Below are 19,540 nucleotides of genomic sequence, written 5' to 3'. Positions count from 1 at the left end.
TCTCCAGAAGGCGGAATGGGTGACCGGGCCATGGCCGCGAATCATCGAACGCCTAGGATACCGTGCTCGATCGGCTTTTACCGAGTGCATCGGTCATTCATTCAGCAGGTCACGGGGGCCATGAGCCCGATGCGTCCGTAGCCCGGCACGGTTTTGGTGCTCTTTGCCCCACGATTGCCCGCCGCTTCGGACGGTGTCGTGCGGCATTTGCCAAGACCTCACGCATTTCATGCAGTACCACGCGTAACTACCTGACAAGCGGTACTTCTTTACACATGCTCAGCGTTGCCAATTGCCATGTCTGGGCTAGCCTTGCCATTCAGGACGTCACCTTTCGCACCAAAAAGGTCCACCAGGGAAGCAGACGGTGCACAGCGGCTTCGCAATCTACCCACTCTTGTCACCGTGCGGTAACGTTTGCGCGGCGAAATGGGATTCGATCGCAGGCAGGCAGTCACGGCTTAGGGAAGCGGGAATGGCTCGACAGGCCGGTTTTACGTGGGCTGGGCCAAGGCACCGGAAGAAAAGTGAAAAATATGTGAACTGCTGGCACGTTTGTGCACGCTTGTTGCATTCAACATCGCCAGGTTCACCGGGGACGTGGGAAGACGAGAACCGGGGACATACAGTGATCGTGAATCATCGTGAATCAATGAAACGATTCAATGAAACAGTGAAACAACCTCGGTACATGCGCGCAAGCGAAGTGCAGTTGTAACAGCGAACTTGAAAGTATCGTCAACATGACCGGCGTGGTATACGTTCCGCGCCGTCATAAAAAGAAAGAACTGCCTCAGATAAAAAAACAGGTGAGGCAGTGGTTACTCTTCTTAAAACCAAAGGAGCAAATCACGATGCGCGTGATGAAGTGGAGCATGATCGCACTGGCTGTAACAGCCGGCACCTCGCAGTTGGCTTTGGCGTCCGCCCAGGACGATTCCAAGGGTTTCGTGGAAGACAGCACTCTCAACCTCAAGCTGCGTGCCCTGTACATGAACCGTGACTACAAGCACGGCGCAGGCAACCCTACCGCTGGCAGCGACAAGGGCTATCGTGAAGACACCGGCCTTGGCGCCCAGATGTTCTACGAGTCGGGCTTCACCCAAGGCACCATCGGTGCGGGTGTCGATGCAATGGGCTTTGGCTCCGTGCGCCTGGACGGCGGTACCGGTCGCCGCAGCAACGGCCTGTTCGCGGCCGATGACGAAGGCAACCTGGAACACAGCCAGACCAAGGGCGGCGCGGCCGTCAAGTTCCGCTTCTCCAACACCGTGCTCAAGTACGGCCAGCAGATCGTTGCCAGCCCGGTCTTCGCGACCGATGACGGCCGTCTGTTGCCTGAAGTCGCCACTGGCACTTCGATCACCAGCAACGAAATCGACAACCTGACCCTGAACATCGGTCGCTTCACCTCGATGAGCGCGCAGACCGGCATGGGTCGCGACTCCCTGGGCCTGACGTCCGCCGACATCGCCGGCGCCACCTACGCCTTCACCAAGAACTTCACCGGTACGGTTGCAGCGTCCGACGTGGAAGACTACTGGAAGCGTCAGTACGTCAACCTGAACTACACCTTGCCGATCGACGACCTGCAGTCGCTGAACTTCGACTTCAACGCCTATCGCACCAAGAGCCAGGGCGAAGACCTGGGCGGCGACGTCGACAACAAGATCTGGAGCACCGCGGTTGCCTATAGCCTGGGCGCACACAAGTTCACCCTGGGCTACCAGCGCAGCACCGGCGACACTGGCTACGCCTATGGCGTGGACGGCGGCGGCACCGTGTTCCTGAACAACTCCGTACAGTACTCCGACTTCGTCGGCGCCGAAGAGAAGTCGTGGCAGGTTCGCTACGACCTCAACATGGCTACCTACGGCGTACCTGGCCTGAGCTTCATGACTCGCTACATCACTGGCGACAACATCGAAGCCAGCAACGGCGAGGAAGGCAAAGAGCACGAGTGGGACTTCGAGACCAAGTACGTGGTTCAGCAGGGCCCGATCAAGGACATGTCCTTCCGCCTGCGTAGCGCCATCTACCGCGCCAACAACGCCTACGATGCCGACTACGGTCCGTCGAACAACGATCTGCGTTTCATCGTCGAGTACCCGCTCAGCATCATGTAATCCGCTGCGGGTAGCTGCACCCTTGAAAAGCCCGGCCCCGCCGGGCTTTTCTGCGTCTGGGTTGCCGTGCTCCGCAAAGCGCGGCCCTATGCCTGTACGTCGCCCAATCACGCCCGTACAATGCCAGGCCTCGATAAAATTTCGCCAAGACAACGGTCAACCATGCGCACCAGTCAATATCTGCTCGCCACACAGAAAGAAACCCCTTCCGATGCGGTCGTGATCAGCCACCAGCTGATGCTGCGTGCCGGCATGATCCGCAAACTCGCCTCGGGCTTGTACACGTGGCTGCCGATGGGTCTTCGGGTGATGCGCAAGGTTGAGCGGATCGTGCGCGAGGAAATGGACGCCGCCGGTGCCCTCGAGGTGCTGATGCCGGGTATCCAGCCGGCAGAGCTGTGGCAGGAATCGGGTCGCTGGGAGCAGTACGGCCCCGAGCTGCTGCGCCTGAAGGATCGCCACGACCGTGAGTTCTGTGCAGGCCCTACCCACGAAGAAGTCATCACCGACCTGATGCGCAACGAGCTGAACAGCTACAAACAGTTGCCCATCAATCTGTACCAGATCCAGACCAAGTTCCGTGACGAGATCCGTCCGCGCTTTGGCCTGATGCGTGGCCGCGAGTTCATCATGAAGGATGCCTATTCCTTCCATGCCGACCAGCCATCGCTGCAGGTCACCTACGACCGCATGCACGAGGCCTACTGCAATATCTTCACCCGCCTGGGCCTGAAGTTCCGCGCCGTGGAAGCCGACAATGGCTCCATCGGTGGCGCTGGCTCCCATGAGTTCCACGTGCTGGCGGAATCGGGCGAAGACGACATCGTGTTCAGCGATACCTCCGACTACGCGGCCAACATCGAGAAGGCCGAGGCGATCCCGCGCGAGACCGAGCGTGGCGCTGCGCAGGAAGAACTGCGCCTGGTCGACACGCCTAATGCCAAGACCATCGCTCAACTGGTGGAAAACTTCGGCCTGCCGATCGAGAAAACCGTCAAGACGCTGGTGGTGCATGCTGCCGAAGAGGGCAAGTTGATTGCCTTGATCATCCGTGGCGACCATGAGTTGAACGAGATCAAGGCAGCCAACCAGCCCCAGGTCGCCAATCCGCTGGTCATGGCCAGCGAGGCCGAACTGCGTGATGCCATCGGTGCGGGCGCAGGCTCCCTGGGCCCGTTGAACCTGCCGCTGCCGTGCATCATCGATCGCTCGGTTGCGCTCATGAGCGACTTTGGCGTGGGCGCCAACATCGACGACAAGCATTACTTCGGCGTCAACTGGGAACGCGATCTGCCGCTGCCCGAGGTGGCCGATCTGCGCAACGTGGTGGACGGTGACACCAGCCCGGATGGCCAGGGCACGCTGACCATCAAGCGCGGGATCGAGGTGGGTCATATCTTCCAGCTGGGCACCAAGTACAGCGAAGCCATGAAGTGCCAGGTACTGGGCGAAAACGGCAAGCCGGTGACCCTCGCCATGGGCTGCTACGGCATCGGTGTGTCGCGTGTGGTGGCAGCCGCCATCGAACAGAACAACGACGCCGGCGGCATCATCTGGAGCGATACCCTGGCACCCTTCCAGGTTGCACTGGTGCCGTTGCGCTACGAAACCGAGCAGGTCCGCGAGGCCACCGATCGGTTGTACGCGCAACTGACCGATGCAGGTTTCGAAGTGCTGCTGGACGACCGCGACAAGAAGACCAGCCCCGGCATCAAGTTCGCCGACATGGAGCTGATCGGCATTCCCCATCGGATCGTCATCAGCGACCGTGGCCTGGCCGAAGGCAACCTGGAATACAAGAGCCGTACCGAGGACACTGCGCAGGCCTTGCCTGTGGCCGATGTCCTGTCTTTCATCCAGGCTCGCGTGCGCCGCTGACAGACTAGAGAAACCATGTTCAAGCGAACTACCTTGGCCTTCGGTGGTGCTGCCCTGTGCAGCACCCTGCTGGTCAGTGGCTGTGCCAACCAGATGTCGCAGCGCAACGAACACGAAGAGCGGATCGAGCGCAAGCTGCTCGAACACAGCCTGCAGATCGATCTGGGCAAGCCCGAGGTGCTGCAGACGCCACAACGCCGCGTGCGCATTCGCGAACTCAAGGACTTCGAGGTCACCGCGTTCGAGACCACCCGTCACTATGATCGCTACACGCCTTACCAACCTTGGCGGGAGGTTTACGAGATCCCGTTGGGCGCGGTCGCCGTGGTGGCGGGCGTCGGTGCCAACGTGGTGAACGTGGCGACCTTCGGCAGCCTGCCCGACAGCGTTACCAAGGACTGGGTCAGCTATGGGTTCGCCGGGCTCAACCCCTTCATGAACGTGCAATCCAACGGCCGTGCCGAGCAGAACCTTGCCGGTATCGACGAGGTGCAGACCGACAAGCGCGTCGAGCACAACAGCACGCCCTGGAGTGAACGCCCGGTACAGGTTGCCACCGGCCGCAAGACCTACGACCTGGAAACCGATGCCAACGGCGTGCTGCGCATCAACCTGCTCGACAACCCGTTCGCGGAGCAGGACCTGACCCATGTCACGCGCCTGCAACTGAGTGTCGTGGACGAGGACAGCCAGACCCGCGCCAGCGCCCTGCTGCCGGTCAGCCCGGATCTGCGCGGCAAGCTTGCCGAGGCGCATACGCTGATCTTCGATGACCTGGAAGGTGACGAGGTGGGGCAGTGGGTGTATCGGGTCAGGCGTCTGTCCGAGCTGGGCCTGGAAGACGAGGCCAGCGAGCTGGAGCAAAGCTTGATCGAACTCACCCGCAACGATCCCGAGCTGCAACAGGATTTTCTCAAGTCGCTGCGCAAGCAAACCGGCCGACTGGTAGCCGACCCCGGCACTTGAGCCTGCCGATCAGCCGTCGTTGAACAGCTCCAACTGTTCGTGGGCACCGCGCAGGTCCAACAGGCGCACGCCGATGCCCAACAGCCGCACCGGCTTGCCGCCCCGGGCGAAGGCCTGGCCCAGCAGCTGCTGGTAGCTTTCCAGGTCCCTGCCCGCCCCCGCCTGCTCCAGGGTGGTCTGGGTGAAATCGTGGAACTTCACTTTGACGAACGGCTTGCCAGGGCGGTAGCTGCTGTCGATCCGACCGATGCGCTCGGCCAAGGTCTGCATCAGCTCCGGAAGCTTGCCCAGGCAACTGGCCAGGTCGGGCAGGTCGGCTTCGTAGGTATTTTCGACACTGATGGACTGCCGACGGCTATCGTTCTGGACCACACGCTCGTCGATGCCCCTGGCCAGGCTGTAGAGGCGCTCGCCGAAGCTGCCGAATTCTCGAACCAGCGCCAGCTTGGTCCACTCGCGCAGCTCCAGGCAACTGTCGATCCCCAGGCGAGCCAGCTTGTCGGCGGTTACCTTGCCCACCCCGTGCAGCTTGGTGACCGGCAGGGCCGCGACAAAATCCTCTATCTGGGCAGGGGTAATGACGAACAACCCGTCCGGCTTGCGCCAGTCGCTGGCGATCTTGGCGAGAAACTTGTTGGGGGCTACACCCGCCGAGACGGTGATGTGCAGGCGCTTGGAGACCTTGCGCCGAATGTCCTGGGCAATGCGCGTGGCACTGCCGGAAAAATGTGGGCAGTCGGAAACGTCTAGATAGGCCTCGTCCAGCGACAGCGGCTCGATCAGGTCGGTGTACTCGCGAAAGATTCCCTGGATTTCCCGCGAGGCTTCCTTATAGGCATCCATGCGCGGCTTGACGATGGTCAGGTCGGGGCACAGTTTGACTGCATGCCGCGAGCTCATGGCCGAGCGCACCCCATAGGCACGTGCTTCATAGTTGCAGGTGGCAATCACCCCGCGACGCTCCGCAGAGCCGCCAACGGCCAGCGGCTTGCCAGCCAGCCGGGGGTCGTCACGCATTTCGATGGCGGCGTAGAAGCAGTCACAGTCGACATGGATGATCTTGCGCTGCGTCATGGTCTTGGCGGGGTACCGAGCTGGTAATAGATCGTACGAATATGCCGGCATTATCTCACTTGCAGCCCCAAGCGCCATGGCCAAAGCCGGGGCAGCTGGCTTTTTGCTGATGGAGCCTCTGCCGCAAATACCGCTGGAAGCCCCGCCCCGCCTGCCTCGTAGCGCAATCGAGCAAGCTAAGCGGTTGATGGAAAAGAGTTTTCTTGAAATCAGGGTTTGACAAGCGCACGTTGCGCTGTAGAATAGCCCACACAGACGCGGGATGGAGCAGTCTGGTAGCTCGTCGGGCTCATAACCCGAAGGTCGTCGGTTCAAATCCGGCTCCCGCAACCAAACAACGAAGAAGGCCACTTGAAAAAGTGGCCTTTTTTGTTGCTTGCGTTTTGTACTGCCGCTGGTTATCCGGCCAGATCATCAGGCCGATCTATATCGCGATAGATGCCCAGGTCATCACACGCCACACGGTGCATGTACTCTTCGGCAAACAGTCGCCGAGCGCCTTGATCGCCGTGCAGCGCCAAGAGCTGCTCGCGAAAAGCGCGGCCAAAGCCCACCGGATGCCCCTGCCCCTGCAAGCCATGGGCGATGCTGATACGCTCCGGCGCCATGGACCGGTACACCTTGGCGAAGGTGCCAGTGGTCACGAAGGGCATGTCGCCCAGGCATACCAGCCAGCCATCGGCGTCGGCACTGGCTTCGACGCCTGTGCGCAGGCTGTCGCCCATGCCTGGAGAGTCGAGCACCACCACTTCGCAGCCGTAGGCTTCGGCGAGGCGTATGACGTGGGTCTTGTGCGCACGGGTGACCAGCACACGGCGCTCGACCGCGTTGCCGAGGTTGCGCAGCACGTGCTCGATGACACTGCGCTCGATACCGTCCAACCCCCGGCACTGCGCGAGCAGCTTATCGCTGCCCTGCCCTGCGGCTTCCTGAAAGCGGCGACCCTGGCCTGCCGCGAGGATCAGGGCGCAGGGTGCAATGATGGCTGACATGTCGGTGAGCTCCGGTCATCACGGTGGGCCGTATCGGCATACTGACGGCGCCGATCAATACAGATTGGGTTCCATCTCCAGCGCTACGCCAAAGCGCGCCTGGATATCGTCCTGGATCCGCTGGGCCAGGTCGTGCAGTTGCTTGCCCGAGGCGCCGCCGTAATTGACCAGCACCAGCGACTGCAAGCGGTGCACGCCAGCGTCGCCGTCGCGATAGCCTTTCCAACCTGCGCGTTCGATCAACCAGCCGGCCGCCAGCTTGAAGCCTCCATCCGCCTGGGGATACGCCACCACATCAGGATGCTCGCCACGGATGGCGTCCAGCACAGGTGCGGTCACCACCGGGTTCTTGAAGAAGCTGCCGGCGTTGCCCAGTTCGGCAGGATCGGGAAGCTTTTCCCGACGGATGCTGCAAATGGCGGCGCTGACATCCCTGGGCGTGGGCTCGTCGATGCCTTGCTCGGCCAGGCGCTGACGCACTGGCCCGTAGTCCAGGTGCAGCGCGGCCGAATGCGACAGCGTGAAGCGCACACGCAGGATCACCCAGCGCCCCGGCTGGCGCTTGAACAGGCTGTCGCGGTAGCCGAATGCGCACTCGGCAACACTGAAGTTGCGGACCTGCAGCGTGTCCCGGTCAAGCGCGGTCAGGCCAGCGAACACGTCCTTGATCTCGACGCCATAGGCTCCGATGTTCTGCATGGGCGCTGCGCCAACAGTGCCGGGAATCAGGCTGAGGTTTTCCAGCCCGGCCAAGCCCAGTTCGAGCGTCTGCAAAACGAAGGGATGCCAGGGTTCGCCGGCTTCGGCTTCCAGCAACACTCGATCACCGACCTCTTCGAGCAGGCGCACGCCACGGCTGGCCATGCGCACCACCAACACGTCGGTCAAGTCGGCGGTCAGCAACAGGTTGCTGCCGCCACCGATGACGAGCACGCGCAGATTTTGCGTTGCCGCCCAGGCCAGCGCCTGCTCGAGCTCGGCATCGCTGTGCACCGAAACGAAGAACGCCGCTTTCACCTCGATACCGAAAGTATTGAACGGCTTGAGCGACTGATCGGCGCGGATGTCCAGGCTCATGACGCCAGCAGGCGCCGCACGCGCTCCAGGTCTTCCGGGGTGTCGACACCGGCGGGCGGCGCCTGCACGGCGTCGGCGACATGGATACGCACACCGTGCCAGAGGGCGCGCAGCTGCTCCAGGCGCTCGGTGTTCTCCAGCCAGCAAGGACCCCACTGCACGAAATCCTGGAGGAAGCCGGCACGGTAGGCATAGATGCCGATGTGACGACGGTAGGGCACGTGAGCCGGCAAGATGTCGCGATCGTTGGCGAAATCATCGCGAGCCCAAGGCAGCGGCGCACGGCTGAAGGTCAATGCCAGGCCGTGCACGTCGGTGACGACCTTGACCACGTTGGGGTTGAACAGCGCCTCCACGTCGGCGATCGGCTCGGCCAGGGTGGCCATGGCCGCCTCGCGACTGGCGGCGAGATTGGCCGCCACCTGATCGATCACCACCGGCGGAATCAGCGGCTCGTCGCCCTGTACGTTGACCACGATGGACTCGGCGTCCAAGCCCAACGCCTGGCACACCTCGGCCAGGCGGTCGGTACCGGATTCGTGGTCAGGGCGGGTCATGACCACCTCGGCGCCGAATGCCCGGCAGGCGGACTCGATGCGGCCGTCGTCGGTGGCCACCACCACCCGCGCCGCCGTGCTTTTGCAAGCCTGCTCCCAGACGTGCTGGATCATCGGCTTGCCGGCGATCATCTGCAGCGGCTTGCCCGGCAGGCGGGTCGACTGGTAGCGAGCGGGAATCACCACGGTAAAGGCCGTGCTCATTTATCCAGGCGCTCGTCGTCAGTGAGGGTGCGCGCTTCGGTTTCCAGCATCACCGGGATGCCGTCGCGAATGGGATAGGCCAGGCCGGCACCCTTGCTGATCAGCTCGCTCTTGTCGGCGCTGAGCTTGAGGGGACCCTTGGTGATCGGGCAGGCGAGGATATCGAGCAGTTTGGTGTCCATGGGAAAATCCTTCAAGGCAAGGGAGATCAGGGCAAAAGGTCGGTCAGGCGCTGGTCGAGCCAGTCGATGAAGCGTGGCGAGGGCTGGGCGTCGACGGCCAGGTACCACCAATCGGCAGCGGCGAACGCTCGGCACTTCACCGCATCTTTCTCGGTCATGACCACCGGCAGCGGCGGCTCGAAACACAGGGCCTGGGCCGTGAACCGGGCATGGTCGGCGAAAGGGTGAGCGACAGGCTGCCAGTGTAGCGCCTGCAAGGTGTCGAAGAAACGTTGCGGATTGCCGATGCCGGCCACGGCGTGCACCGCCTGCCCTGGAGGGAAATGGTTCAGTGGACGGCGCTCGCCGCTGCGCACGTTGATCAGCGCCTGGGCTTGCACGGTCAGGCCATAGCCTTGCGGCGAATCGTCGGCGGCGCCGTTGCGCAACACCGCATCGACCGTCTGCAAGCGTTCGGCGGGTTCGCGCAACGGGCCTGCGGGCAGGCAGCGACCGTTGCCCAGGCCACGCGCGGCGTCGATCAGCACCAGTTCGATGTCGCGAGCCAGGCGGTAATGCTGCAGGCCATCGTCACTGAGGACCAGATCCAAGGGCTCGGCCTCGAGCAACGCTCGCACGGCGCGGCCACGGTCGGGATCGATCACCAGCGGTACGCCGCTGCGGCGCACGATCAGCAGCGGCTCATCGCCCGCCTGAGCAGCGTCCTGGTCGGCGCGGACCCGCCAGGGCAAGCTCGGCGGCGTGGCGCCGTAGCCGCGACTGACCACGCCGACACGCAAGCCGCGAGCGCGGCAGTGCTCGATCAGCCAGAGAATCACAGGGGTCTTGCCCGTACCGCCGACGGTGATATTGCCAACCACCAGCACCGGCACAGGCGCTCGGTAGATGTCGCCCTGCCCTGCCTCGAAGCGCCGCCGCTTGCGTGCCACGACACGGCGGTACAGGCATTCCAGCGGTCGCAACAGCCAAAGCCCACGATGGCCGGTGTACCAGGCGGCGGACAATCGGTCGGCGAGGCTCATCAGGGGTTCGCCTGCGCCTCGACGGTGATCATGCTGATCTGGCTGAAGCCCAGCTTGCCGGCCGCATCCATGGCACTGATCACCGCCTGATGGGGCGTCTTGCCGTCGGCGCTGATCGACAAGGGCAACGAACTGTCGCCCGCCGAAGCGGTACGCAGGGCCTCGAGCAGGGTCGGCAAGTCGCTCTTGGGCAGCAACTGGTTGTTCACCGCATAGACGCCCTCGGCACTGATGGCGATGTCGATGCGCTTGAGGTTGCTGGCCTGCTCCGGCGCGCCGTTCACCGCTTCGGGCAGCTCGACACGCAGCTGGGTCTCGCGAGTGAACGTCGTGGTGATGACGAAGAACAGCAGCAGCACGAACACGACGTCTATCAGCGAGATCAGGTTGAGCTCGATGTTCTCCCGACTGCGGCGACGAAACTTCACGCTTTTTCCTCGGCCAGGTCGACCTCGCGATCACCCTGCACGACTTCCACCAGCTTGATGGCTTCCTGCTCCATGCCGACCACCAGTTCGTCGATGCGCCGCTGCAGCAGGCGATGGAAGAACAGCGCCGGAATGGCCACGATCAAGCCCGAAGCGGTAGTGACCAGGGCCTTGGAGATGCCGCCGGCCATGACGCTGGGATTGCCGCTCACGGCGCCGCCGGTGAATGAGCCGAAGATTTCGATCATGCCGATGACCGTGCCGAGCAGGCCGAGCAGCGGCGCCATCGCAGCGATGGTGCCCAGGGTGCTGATATAGCGTTCCAGCTCGTGGATGACCCGGCTGGCCGCTTCCTCGATGCTTTCCTTCATGATTTCGCGGCCATGGCGCGAGTTGGCCAGACCGGCGGCCAGGATTTCGCCCAGCGGCGAGTCGGCGCGCAGTTCCTTGAGCTTTTCCTTGCTCAGCTGTTTGTCTTTCTTCCAGCGCCAGACCTGGCCGACCAGATGGGCAGGCGAGACACGGCTGGCGCGCAAGGTCCACAGGCGCTCGGCAATGATGGCCAGCGCGACGATGGAGCTCACTATGATTGGCAACATCATCCAGCCGCCAGACTTAACCAATTCCCACACAGGTGCGATCCCCTCGAAAAAGTTCGCCACTCTACCATAGGGGTGCGGCGGGTCGAAGCGCGCGATGACCGCTGGAAAGCTCATAGCCCGGCGGGGGCTTCACGCCAGAAACGTCGCTGGGCGCGCTGCCGGTCCACGGGCTGATGGGCACCCAGCCGCACGCGCAATGCGCCTTCTTCGGCGGTGTCGTGGGGGGTGATGCCCAATGCCCGGTAGCGCGCCAGCACAGCAGCGTGAGGATGACCGAAGGTGTTGCCATGGCCCCGCGAGATCAACGCAGTATGCGGACCTACGGCTTCCAGGAACGGCTTGCTCGACGAAGTCTTGCTGCCATGGTGCGGCGCTTGCAGCCAGTTCGCCTGGACTGGAAGACCGCTGGCAAGCAGGGCCTTTTCAGCGGCTGCGTCGAGATCGCCGCTGAGCAACAGGCGCTCGCCATTGGCTTCGACCCACAACACGCAGGAGGCCGGGTTGCCGGGCACTGCCGAAGGCCACCGCCACAGGACGAACTTCACCCCGTCCCATTCCCAACTGCGACCGGGCTTGCAAGGCTGTGCATGCCACGCAGCGGGGAGCGAACCCGGCTCCCCGGCCAGCGTCTGCGAGACCGCCAGGCGGCGCAGCACAGTGCCTGCACCGCCGGAATGGTCGAGGTGCGCGTGACTGATGATCATCGCATCCAGGCGCCGTACGCCCAACGCGACCAGGCTGGGCACCACCACGCTGGCGCCCGCATCGATTTCGCCCAGCCCGGGACCTGTGTCGTAGAGCAATTGGTGGTGGGCGGTGCGTACCAGCACGCCCAGCCCCTGGCCGACATCCAGCACCCAGACGTCAGCCTGGCCCGCAGGCGGTGCCTGGCGCGGGCTGAACAGCAGCAGCCCGAGCATCAGCACGCCCAGCCAACGCAACGGGACCCCGGCCGGCAGCAACAGCAGCAGGATGCCCATGACCAGCACCAGCCACACGTGCGGCGACAAGCCAGGCGGCAACCAGGGAGGCCCCCACTCGGCGGTCCAGGTCAGCCACTGAAACAGACCGCTCAGAGCACCGCCGGCCAGCCACAACAGGGTTTCGCCGACCCAGGGCACCGGCAGCAGCACGGCGCCGGCCATGGCCATAGGCAGTACCACGAGGCTGATCCAGGGCACGGCCAGCAGATTGACCAGCGGCCCGCTGACACTGACCGGCAGGGCCAGGGCGACCATCACCGGCAGCAGGCCGAGCGCCACGCAGCACTGCGCACGCGTCCAGGCCTGCCACCATCGCCAACCGCCCAGACGTCCGGAAAACGTCAGCAGCAACACTGCCACCGCAATGAACGACAACCAGAATCCGGGTTGCAGGCTGACCAGAGGATCGACCAGCAGCACCAGTGTGAAGGCCAGCAGCAGCGGCCACCACACGCCCAGGTGGCGAAAGCGCAGACGCCACAACAGCACCAGGCCGATCATGATGCAGGCCCGGCGTACCGGCACCTGGAAACCGGCCAGCAGCCCATACGCCAGGGCGCCGGCGAAGGCCAGTGCACAGGCGCAGGGCAACCACGGCCAACGGGCGGGCCAGCAGCCGATTCTTGCCAGCAGGGCGACCAGGCCATACAGCATGCCGGCCAGCAAGCCGACATGCTGGCCGGAAATGACCAGCAAGTGCACGGTCCCCGTTGCCTGCAGCACCTCCCATTGCTGGCGCGACACACCCGAACCGTCGCCCAGCAGCAATGCGGCCAGGGTACCGCCTTGTTGCTGGCTATCGACCGCCAGCAGACGCTGGCGCAGCCCATCACGCCAGGCCAGGCGCGCGGCGCGGACCCGCTCGCCGGCCTTCACGCTGCCGGTCGCGCCGACGCCCTTGGCCAGCGCCCAGGCCTGGGCGTCGAATCCGCCGGGGTTGACCAACGCCCGTGGGCGCTTGAGCTTCACGGCCAGGCGCCAGCGTTCGCCACTGGCCACCGGCGGACCGCCATACCAGGCCAGGCGCAGATGGGACGGCAACTGCGCGCGACGCGACCAGGCGTCGGCCAGTTCGAAGCGTACCGTGCTGCCGTTGGCCGCCGGCAGCCCCACCACCTCCCCTTCCAGCCACAGGGTCTGCCCGTCGAGCGCAGGCGCCAGCTGTTCGTTCGTCGCCCAATGAGCATGCAGGCAGGCCCAGCACAGGCCCAGCAGGAACAGCCCGCAGTGCCAGCGGCGCACGGCCAGCAACAGCGCTGCTCCTGCAGCCATCGCCATCAGCCAGCCCAATGACGGCAATGCCGGCAGCCCGCGCAGACACACCATCCCCATTGCCAGCGCCAACGTCGCTGTGCGCATACCTTCCTCCCTGGAAAAACCGCCGGCCAAGGCTAAGGGGAAATGTGCGGCGTCGCGCCTTATCAAATGTCACAAAGTCTGAGCTCGGACATTGGCGAATCTGTGCATACTGCCGGACACATCCAGACAGATATGTGCGAGACCGCTATGCCGCGTCGCCTGTTCAAGCGCTACATGCCGGACCCCGAGACAATTCGCGAGCACAAGTCGCTGCGATTTCTGGGGCGCCTCCTGCATGACGCCAACCTCTGGCACCTGAACCGTCATTCGGTGGCCCGGGCCATGGCGGTGGGCCTGTTCGCCGCGTTCATGCCGATCCCCTTGCAGATGCTCCTGGCAGCTGCATTGGCGATCCTGGTGCGCGGCAACATGCCTATTGCGGTCAGCCTGGTCTGGCTGACCAACCCGATCACCATGCCGCCCGTTTTCTATTGCACCTATAAAGTGGGGTCGTGGCTGCTGGGCCAGCCGCCCCGGCAGTTGCCCGACTCCTATAGCTGGGACTGGGTGATGAGCCAGATGTCCACGCTGTGGCAGCCGTTCCTGCTGGGTTCGGTGGTGACGGGTGTGGTGCTGGGCGCCCTGGCCTACTTTCTGACCATGCTTTACTGGCGCTGGTGGGTCAGCCGCCAGTGGCGGCAGCGCAAGCAGCGACGCTAACCTGCGCGCAGCGCCATGCAACAGGTCGGAGTGCGCGCATCGGGTCGTGGATTCGGTGTATCTTGCAGCCACCCAGGACCAGTAACTGCGTTAAAAACTCAGCGGTTTGGCAACTTGCCACCATTGCGCTTGTCCTAGCCTCGAACGTCAACACAGCATTCTCCTCTAGGGACTCCGTCATGCTCCGATCATTGCGCTTCGCTGCCCTGCTTGGCGGCCTCATCATGAGTGCGTCCGCGTTGGCGAAGGATATCGACCCCGCCACCTATGGCTATCCGCTCACCAACCCGTTCGAGGCCACCATCGCGTCGACGCCGCCGGAGTTGCGCCCCAAGCTGCCTCTGGACGAAGACATCGACCAGGCCGACTACAGCCTCAACGTGCGTCCGGAGCGCGAGTTCATCCTGCCGGACAATTTCTGGGCAGTGAAGAAACTGCGTTATCGCCTGGCGCAGCAGGACCACGCCGCGCCGCTGATCTTCCTCATCGCCGGTACCGGTGCGCCCTATAGCAGTTCGCTCAACGAATACCTGAAAAAACTGTATTACCAGGCCGGCTACCACGTGGTGCAGCTGTCATCGCCCACCAGTTTCGACTTCATCAGCGCCGCCTCGCGCTTCGCCACGCCGGGCGTGACCCGCGAAGATGCCGAAGACCTGTACCGGGTGATGCAGGGCGTGCGTGCCCAGCATCCAAAGCTGCCGATCACCGAATTCTATCTGACCGGCTACAGCCTGGGCGCCCTGGACGCGGCGTTCGTCAGCCAACTGGATGAAACTCGCCGCAGTTTCAACTTCAAGAAAGTGCTGCTGCTCAACCCGCCGGTCAATCTCTATACCTCGATCACCAACCTCGACAAGCTGGTGCAGACTCAGGTCAAGGGCATCAACAACAGCACGACGTTCTACGAGCTGGTGCTCAACAAGCTGACGCGCTACTTCCAGCAGAAGGGCTACATCGACCTCAATGACGCCCTGCTCTACGATTTCCAGCAGTCCAAGCAGCATCTGTCGAATGAACAGATGGCGATGCTGATCGGCACCTCGTTCCGCTTCTCGGCCGCTGACATCGCGTTTACGTCCGACTTGATCAACCGCCGCGGGCTGATCACGCCGCCCAAGTTTCCAATCAGTGAAGGCACCAGCCTCACGCCGTTCCTGCGCCGGGCCTTGCAGTGCGACTTCGACTGCTACCTGACCGAGCAGGTGATTCCGATGTGGCGTGCCCGTACCGATGGCGGCAGCCTGTTGCAACTGGTGGATCAAGTCAGCCTGTACGGCATCAAGGACTACCTGCAAAACAGCACCAAGATCAGCGTCATGCACAACGCCGACGATGTGATTCTGGGCCCTGGCGACCTGGGCTTCCTGCGCAAGACCTTTGGCGATCGCCTGACCGTTTACCCTTATGGCGGCCATTGCGGCAACCTCAATTACCGCGTCAACAGCGACGCTATGCTGGAGTTCTTCCGTGGCTAGAACATCCCTGCTGATGGCAGCGCTGCTCTGCGCAGGCCTTGCCCAGGCCGACGAGAGCACCGTACAGAAGGTCGACAGCGACGGCTTCAAGCAACCGTTGCAGGTCCTCAAATTCAACCCTGGCCTGGACCAGCGCGAGTTCGAACGCTCCACCCTGACCGCGCTGAACGTCTACGACCCGCTGGAGAACATGAACCGGCGCCTCTACCACTTCAACTACCGCTTCGACGAGTGGGTGTTCCTGCCGGTGGTCAATGGCTATACCTACATCACGCCGTCGTTCCTGCGCACCGGCGTCAGCAACTTCTTCAGCAACCTGGGTGAAGTGCCGAGCCTGGTCAACAGCCTGCTGCAGTTCAAGGGCAAGCGCGCCCTGGACACCTCGGGACGGCTGCTGGTGAACACGACGCTGGGCGTTGCAGGGCTGTGGGATCCGGCGACCTGGTTCGGGTTGCAGAAGCAATCCGAGGACTTCGGCCAGACACTGGGCTTCTACGGTGTACCGAACGGCGCCTACCTGGTGCTGCCGATCCTGGGGCCGTCGAACCTGCGCGACACCACCGGCCTGGTGTTCGACTTCGCCGTCGAGAACCAGATCAACTTCCTCAACGTATCCGAGGTGAGCAGCAATCATCCGGAGTTGTGGGCGTTGCGGGCCGTGGACCGGCGCTACAGCAACAGCTTTCGCTACGGCCAGATGAACTCGCCGTTCGAATACGAGAAGGTGCGCTACGTCTACACCGAGGCGCGCAAGCTGCAGATCGCCGAGTAGGTGCATCTGCGACGGGCCTGTTCGCGGGTAGAACCCGCTCCCACAGGAACCGCGTTGCGGGTCACTGTGAGGGCGGGCGGAAATACCTCTGCCTCGCCCCGCTCAGCGCTTGTCATAGAGTTTGGGGGCACCGGCCGGTCGTGACTTGAAGCGCCGGTGAGCCCAGAGGTACTGTTCTGGGCATTCGGTCACGGCCTGCTCCACCCATTGGTTGATGCGCAATGCATCGGCCGCTTCGCTCTCGCCGGGGAACCCTGGCAGGGGCGGATGCAATACCAAACGATAGCCACTGCCATCCTCCAGCCGCCGTTGCGTGAACGGGATGACCCGTGCCTTGCCCAATCGAGCGAAGTGCGTAGTCGCCGTCACCGTGGCTGCCTCGATACCGAACAGCGGCACGAAGATGCTCTGCTTGGCGCCGTAGTCCTGATCGGGTGCATACCAGATCGCGCGGCCCTTGCGCAGCAGCTTGATCATTCCGCGCACGTCCTCGCGTTCCACCGCCAGCGAATCGGGGTTGTGCCGCTCACGGCCCTGACGCTGCACGAAATCGAACAGCGCGTTGCGATGCTCGCGGTACATGCCATCGATGGTGTGGCGCTGGCCGAGCAATGCCGCACCGATCTCCAGGGTAGTGAAATGCAGGGCCATGAGAATCGCCCCTTCGCCATCTCGCTGTGCAGCCTGCAGGTGTTCGAGCCCCTCGATGTGCGCCAGCTTGGCCAGGCGCGCCTGGGGCCACCACCAGCTCATGGCCATTTCGAAGAAGGCAATGCCGGTCGAGGCGAAGTTTTCCTTGAGCAGGCGTTTTCTTTCGACGGGCGGCATCTGTGGGAAGCACAGTTCCAGATTGCGCGCCGCCACACGTCGACGTTCGCTGGCGACGCGGTACATGCCCAGGCCCAGCCACCGCCCCAGTTGCAGCAAGGCCCCATAGGGCAACTGCACGACCAGCCACAGCGCGGCCAGCCCCAGCCACAGGAGCCAGAAGCGCGGGTGAAGAAAATATCGGCGAAAACGCGGGCGTTCCATTGACGATTCCGAACAGGCAACAAGGCGGGGCATTCTACATGGGTTGGCCACCCATCGCTGCGTCGCGGCTTGCAGGGGGAGGTGGTTCTCGTTATAAGTCTCGGCACTTTTTTAGTTACAAGGCGCGTTTTGCCGACCATGAGCCAGACCGATCAGCTAGACCAGGAACCTGTGTTCCAACTCAAGGGCAGCATGCTCGCCATCACGGTGCTTGAGTTGGCGCAGAACGACCTCGCAGGCCTCGACCGCCAATTGGCGGCCAAGGTGGCGCAGGCCCCTAACTTCTTCAGCAACACGCCGCTGGTGCTGGCGCTGGACAAACTGCCTGCCAACCAGGGCAGCATCGACCTGCCGGGGCTGATGCGCATCTGCCGTCACCATGGCCTGCGGACCCTGGCGGTGCGCGCCAGCCGCATCGAAGACATCGCCGCTGCAATCGCTATCGACCTGCCCGTGCTACCGCCCTCGGGCGCCCGCGAGCGGCCGATCGAAATCGAGGAAAAGAAGCCGGAGAAGCCACCCGAGCCGTTGATCCAACCCACTCGCGTGATCACCACGCCGATCCGTGGTGGCCAGCAGGTCTATGCCCAGGGCTGCGACCTGGTGGTGATCAGTTCGGTGAGTTCGGGGGCGGAGCTGCTGGCCGATGGCAACATCCATGTGTACGGCCCGATGCGCGGCCGAGCACTGGCCGGTATCAAGGGCGACCGCAAGGCACGCATCTTCTGTCAGCAGTTGGGCGCCGAGCTGCTGTCCATCGCCGGGCAATACAAGGTTTCCGAGGACCTTCGCCGCGACCCGTTGTGGGGCGCACCGGTTCAGGTCAGCTTGTCCGGGGATGTGTTGAACATCACCCGTCTTTGACGGATACTGCCGCCATTTTCAGCGCAACTTTCAAATAGCGCGGTTGTCGAGCGGTACTGCTACCGGTACCGCAAGCTCATGTAGTCCGCCGATGTTTTGAAGTCATGTTTTTTTGGGGATTAACAATCCCTTTTTCAGTAGGGGTGATACACCTTGGCCAAGATTCTAGTGGTTACATCCGGCAAGGGCGGCGTGGGCAAAACCACCACCAGCGCCGCCATCGGCACCGGTCTCGCTCTGCGCGGCTTCAAGACCGTCATCATCGACTTCGACGTCGGCCTGCGTAATCTCGACCTCATCATGGGCTGCGAACGCCGCGTGGTGTACGACTTCGTCAACGTCGTGAACGGCGAAGCCACCCTGCAGCAGGCCTTGATCAAGGACAAGCGCGTCGAGAACCTCTTCGTCCTGGCTGCCAGCCAGACACGCGACAAGGACGCCCTGACCAAGGAAGGCGTCGAGAAGATCATCACCGAGCTGTCCAAGACCCACGATTACATTCTGTGCGACTCCCCTGCCGGCATCGAGAAAGGTGCCCACCTGGCCATGTACTTCGCCGACGAGGCGATCGTGGTAACCAACCCGGAAGTCTCTTCGGTACGCGACTCGGACCGCATGCTGGGCCTGCTGGCGAGCAAGTCGCGCCGCGCCGAACTGGGCGAGGATCCGATCAAGGAACACTTGCTGATTACCCGTTACAGCCCTTCGCGCGTCAGCAAAGGTGAAATGCTCGGCGTGGAAGATGTCAAAGACATCCTCTCGGTCACTCTACTGGGCGTGATTCCGGAATCCGAGGCTGTACTGAAGGCCTCCAACTCGGGTACGCCGGTGATTTTGGACGACCAGAGCGACGCCGGTCAGGCGTACAGCGATGCCGTCGACCGTCTGCTGGGCAAGCATACAAATCTTCGCTTCGTTGAAGAAGCGAAGAAAGGCTTCTTCGAGCGCCTGTTTGGAGGTCGCTAATGAATATTTTCGACTTCTTTCGTGATCGCAAGAAAGGCACCACCGCGTCGGTTGCGAAAGAGCGTCTACAGATCATCGTGGCGCATGAACGCGGCCAACGCACGACCCCTGATTACCTTCCCGCTCTGCAGAAAGAGCTGGTGGAAGTGATTCGCAAGTATGTGAACATCGAGAGTGACCAAGTACAGGTCGCCCTCGAGAATCAGGGTAGCTGCTCGATTCTGGAACTGAACATTACCCTGCCTGACCGCTGAGCCTCGCGCTCGGCTCCACGGCGGCCCGCCGGCCCCTTTTCGAAAGGGGTCGACGCGCCGCCGT

19 protein-coding genes and 1 tRNA gene are annotated in these 19,540 nt (G+C 63.0%); 10 read left to right on the top strand and 10 right to left on the bottom strand.

All coding sequences use genetic code 11. The annotated features are described in order from the left end of the window. Positions 1–854 precede the first annotated feature (854 nt). The 3 genes from LT40_RS04900 (at position 855) to LT40_RS04890 (ending at position 4,970) form a co-directional block, all read left to right on the top strand. Positions 855–2,126 (top strand): OprD family porin, encoded by a 1,272-nt coding sequence (locus tag LT40_RS04900; RefSeq protein ID WP_043187171.1) that lies wholly within the window; start codon positions 855–857, stop codon positions 2,124–2,126. Between the two features lie 162 nt (positions 2,127–2,288). Then, a complete protein-coding gene (locus tag LT40_RS04895) occupies positions 2,289–4,004 on the top strand; it encodes a proline--tRNA ligase (RefSeq protein WP_043187168.1) in 1,716 nt (571 codons plus the stop codon). 15 nt (positions 4,005–4,019) lie between these two features. Further along, positions 4,020–4,970, top strand: coding sequence for a lipoprotein (locus LT40_RS04890; protein ID WP_043187165.1), 951 nt, complete (start codon positions 4,020–4,022; stop codon positions 4,968–4,970). A gap of 9 nt (positions 4,971–4,979) precedes the next feature. Here LT40_RS04890 and dinB read toward each other — a convergent pair whose 3' ends face one another. Further along, positions 4,980–6,044, bottom strand: coding sequence for a DNA polymerase IV (dinB, locus tag LT40_RS04885; protein WP_043187162.1), 1,065 nt, complete (start codon positions 6,042–6,044; stop codon positions 4,980–4,982). Positions 6,045–6,300: 256 nt separating this feature from the next. Between dinB and LT40_RS04875 the strand changes: the two genes are divergently transcribed. Then, positions 6,301–6,377, top strand: a tRNA-Met gene (locus LT40_RS04875). Between the two features lie 65 nt (positions 6,378–6,442). Here the strand turns inward: LT40_RS04875 and LT40_RS04870 are convergent. The 8 genes from LT40_RS04870 to LT40_RS04835 all read right to left on the bottom strand — a co-directional run bounded on the left by LT40_RS04870 (position 6,443) and on the right by LT40_RS04835 (position 13,450). Then, positions 6,443–7,036: a nucleotidyltransferase family protein gene (locus LT40_RS04870; RefSeq protein WP_043187157.1), complete on the bottom strand. Its 594-nt coding sequence runs from the start codon at positions 7,034–7,036 to the stop codon at positions 6,443–6,445. 54 nt (positions 7,037–7,090) lie between these two features. Then, positions 7,091–8,113 (bottom strand): UDP-N-acetylmuramate dehydrogenase, encoded by a 1,023-nt coding sequence (gene murB, locus LT40_RS04865; protein ID WP_043187156.1) that lies wholly within the window; start codon positions 8,111–8,113, stop codon positions 7,091–7,093. Next, positions 8,110–8,874, bottom strand: coding sequence for a 3-deoxy-manno-octulosonate cytidylyltransferase (gene kdsB / locus LT40_RS04860; RefSeq protein ID WP_043187155.1), 765 nt, complete (start codon positions 8,872–8,874; stop codon positions 8,110–8,112). Before kdsB ends, murB begins: the two co-directional genes overlap by 4 nt. Further along, positions 8,871–9,056, bottom strand: coding sequence for a Trm112 family protein (locus LT40_RS04855; protein WP_043187152.1), 186 nt, complete (start codon positions 9,054–9,056; stop codon positions 8,871–8,873). The genes kdsB and LT40_RS04855 overlap by 4 nt, the downstream gene beginning before the upstream one ends. A gap of 26 nt (positions 9,057–9,082) precedes the next feature. Further along, on the bottom strand, positions 9,083–10,078 hold the full coding sequence (gene lpxK / locus LT40_RS04850) for a tetraacyldisaccharide 4'-kinase (RefSeq protein ID WP_043187151.1): 996 nt from the start codon (positions 10,076–10,078) through the stop codon (positions 9,083–9,085). Then, positions 10,078–10,506, bottom strand: a complete 429-nt coding sequence (locus tag LT40_RS04845; RefSeq protein ID WP_043187149.1) for an ExbD/TolR family protein — start codon at positions 10,504–10,506, stop codon at positions 10,078–10,080. Before LT40_RS04845 ends, lpxK begins: the two co-directional genes overlap by 1 nt. Further along, complete coding sequence (locus LT40_RS04840; protein ID WP_043193308.1) at positions 10,503–11,138, bottom strand: MotA/TolQ/ExbB proton channel family protein; 636 nt, start codon at positions 11,136–11,138, stop codon at positions 10,503–10,505. The genes LT40_RS04845 and LT40_RS04840 overlap by 4 nt, the downstream gene beginning before the upstream one ends. 80 nt (positions 11,139–11,218) lie before the next feature. Then, on the bottom strand, positions 11,219–13,450 hold the full coding sequence (locus tag LT40_RS04835) for a DNA internalization-related competence protein ComEC/Rec2 (RefSeq protein WP_043187146.1): 2,232 nt from the start codon (positions 13,448–13,450) through the stop codon (positions 11,219–11,221). Positions 13,451–13,597: 147 nt separating this feature from the next. Between LT40_RS04835 and LT40_RS04830 the strand changes: the two genes are divergently transcribed. From LT40_RS04830 to LT40_RS04820, 3 genes are all read left to right on the top strand, one after another. Further along, positions 13,598–14,110: a DUF2062 domain-containing protein gene (locus LT40_RS04830; protein ID WP_043187145.1), complete on the top strand. Its 513-nt coding sequence runs from the start codon at positions 13,598–13,600 to the stop codon at positions 14,108–14,110. Positions 14,111–14,289: 179 nt separating this feature from the next. Beyond that, the gene (locus LT40_RS04825; protein ID WP_043187143.1) at positions 14,290–15,588 is read left to right on the top strand and encodes a serine/threonine protein kinase; all 1,299 of its coding nucleotides are present in this window, start codon (positions 14,290–14,292) and stop codon (positions 15,586–15,588) included. After that, positions 15,581–16,360 carry an MlaA family lipoprotein gene (locus LT40_RS04820; RefSeq protein WP_043187141.1) on the top strand — a complete coding sequence of 260 codons (780 nt, stop codon included), beginning with the start codon at positions 15,581–15,583 and terminating at the stop codon, positions 16,358–16,360. Before LT40_RS04825 ends, LT40_RS04820 begins: the two co-directional genes overlap by 8 nt. A 102-nt stretch (positions 16,361–16,462) precedes the next feature. Here the strand turns inward: LT40_RS04820 and LT40_RS04815 are convergent, their stop codons facing one another. Further along, positions 16,463–17,392: a lipid A biosynthesis lauroyl acyltransferase gene (locus LT40_RS04815; protein WP_043187139.1), complete on the bottom strand. Its 930-nt coding sequence runs from the start codon at positions 17,390–17,392 to the stop codon at positions 16,463–16,465. Positions 17,393–17,530: 138 nt separating this feature from the next. Between LT40_RS04815 and minC the strand changes: the two genes are divergently transcribed. From minC to minE, 3 genes are all read left to right on the top strand, one after another. After that, entirely contained in the window at positions 17,531–18,256 is a 726-nt protein-coding gene (gene minC / locus LT40_RS04810; protein ID WP_043187137.1) for a septum site-determining protein MinC, read from the top strand. 153 nt (positions 18,257–18,409) lie between these two features. Next, complete coding sequence (gene minD / locus LT40_RS04805) at positions 18,410–19,222, top strand: septum site-determining protein MinD (RefSeq protein WP_043187135.1); 813 nt, start codon at positions 18,410–18,412, stop codon at positions 19,220–19,222. Then, complete coding sequence (gene minE / locus LT40_RS04800) at positions 19,222–19,476, top strand: cell division topological specificity factor MinE (protein ID WP_043187133.1); 255 nt, start codon at positions 19,222–19,224, stop codon at positions 19,474–19,476. The genes minD and minE overlap by 1 nt, the downstream gene beginning before the upstream one ends. Positions 19,477–19,540 lie beyond the last annotated feature (64 nt).

Source organism: Pseudomonas rhizosphaerae (assembly GCF_000761155.1).
In the GTDB taxonomy this organism is placed as follows: domain Bacteria; phylum Pseudomonadota; class Gammaproteobacteria; order Pseudomonadales; family Pseudomonadaceae; genus Aquipseudomonas; species Aquipseudomonas rhizosphaerae.
The sequence above is the reverse complement of the archived record's forward strand: the minus strand, read 5'-3'. Positions and strand labels throughout refer to the sequence as shown.

Coding starts and splice junctions, on each gene's coding strand:
- LT40_RS04895 (WP_043187168.1), top strand. CDS start 2,289: ATGCGCACCAGTCAATATCTGCTCGCCACACAGAAAGAAACCCCTTCC.
- minE (WP_043187133.1), top strand. CDS start 19,222: ATGAATATTTTCGACTTCTTTCGTGATCGCAAGAAAGGCACCACCGCG.
- LT40_RS04815 (WP_043187139.1), bottom strand. CDS start 17,392: ATGGAACGCCCGCGTTTTCGCCGATATTTTCTTCACCCGCGCTTCTGG.
- minC (WP_043187137.1), top strand. CDS start 17,531: ATGAGCCAGACCGATCAGCTAGACCAGGAACCTGTGTTCCAACTCAAG.
- LT40_RS04830 (WP_043187145.1), top strand. CDS start 13,598: ATGCCGCGTCGCCTGTTCAAGCGCTACATGCCGGACCCCGAGACAATT.
- lpxK (WP_043187151.1), bottom strand. CDS start 10,078: ATGAGCCTCGCCGACCGATTGTCCGCCGCCTGGTACACCGGCCATCGT.
- kdsB (WP_043187155.1), bottom strand. CDS start 8,874: ATGAGCACGGCCTTTACCGTGGTGATTCCCGCTCGCTACCAGTCGACC.
- LT40_RS04870 (WP_043187157.1), bottom strand. CDS start 7,036: ATGTCAGCCATCATTGCACCCTGCGCCCTGATCCTCGCGGCAGGCCAG.
- LT40_RS04890 (WP_043187165.1), top strand. CDS start 4,020: ATGTTCAAGCGAACTACCTTGGCCTTCGGTGGTGCTGCCCTGTGCAGC.
- LT40_RS04900 (WP_043187171.1), top strand. CDS start 855: ATGCGCGTGATGAAGTGGAGCATGATCGCACTGGCTGTAACAGCCGGC.
- dinB (WP_043187162.1), bottom strand. CDS start 6,044: ATGACGCAGCGCAAGATCATCCATGTCGACTGTGACTGCTTCTACGCC.
- LT40_RS04825 (WP_043187143.1), top strand. CDS start 14,290: ATGCTCCGATCATTGCGCTTCGCTGCCCTGCTTGGCGGCCTCATCATG.
- LT40_RS04855 (WP_043187152.1), bottom strand. CDS start 9,056: ATGGACACCAAACTGCTCGATATCCTCGCCTGCCCGATCACCAAGGGT.
- LT40_RS04835 (WP_043187146.1), bottom strand. CDS start 13,450: ATGCGCACAGCGACGTTGGCGCTGGCAATGGGGATGGTGTGTCTGCGC.
- murB (WP_043187156.1), bottom strand. CDS start 8,113: ATGAGCCTGGACATCCGCGCCGATCAGTCGCTCAAGCCGTTCAATACT.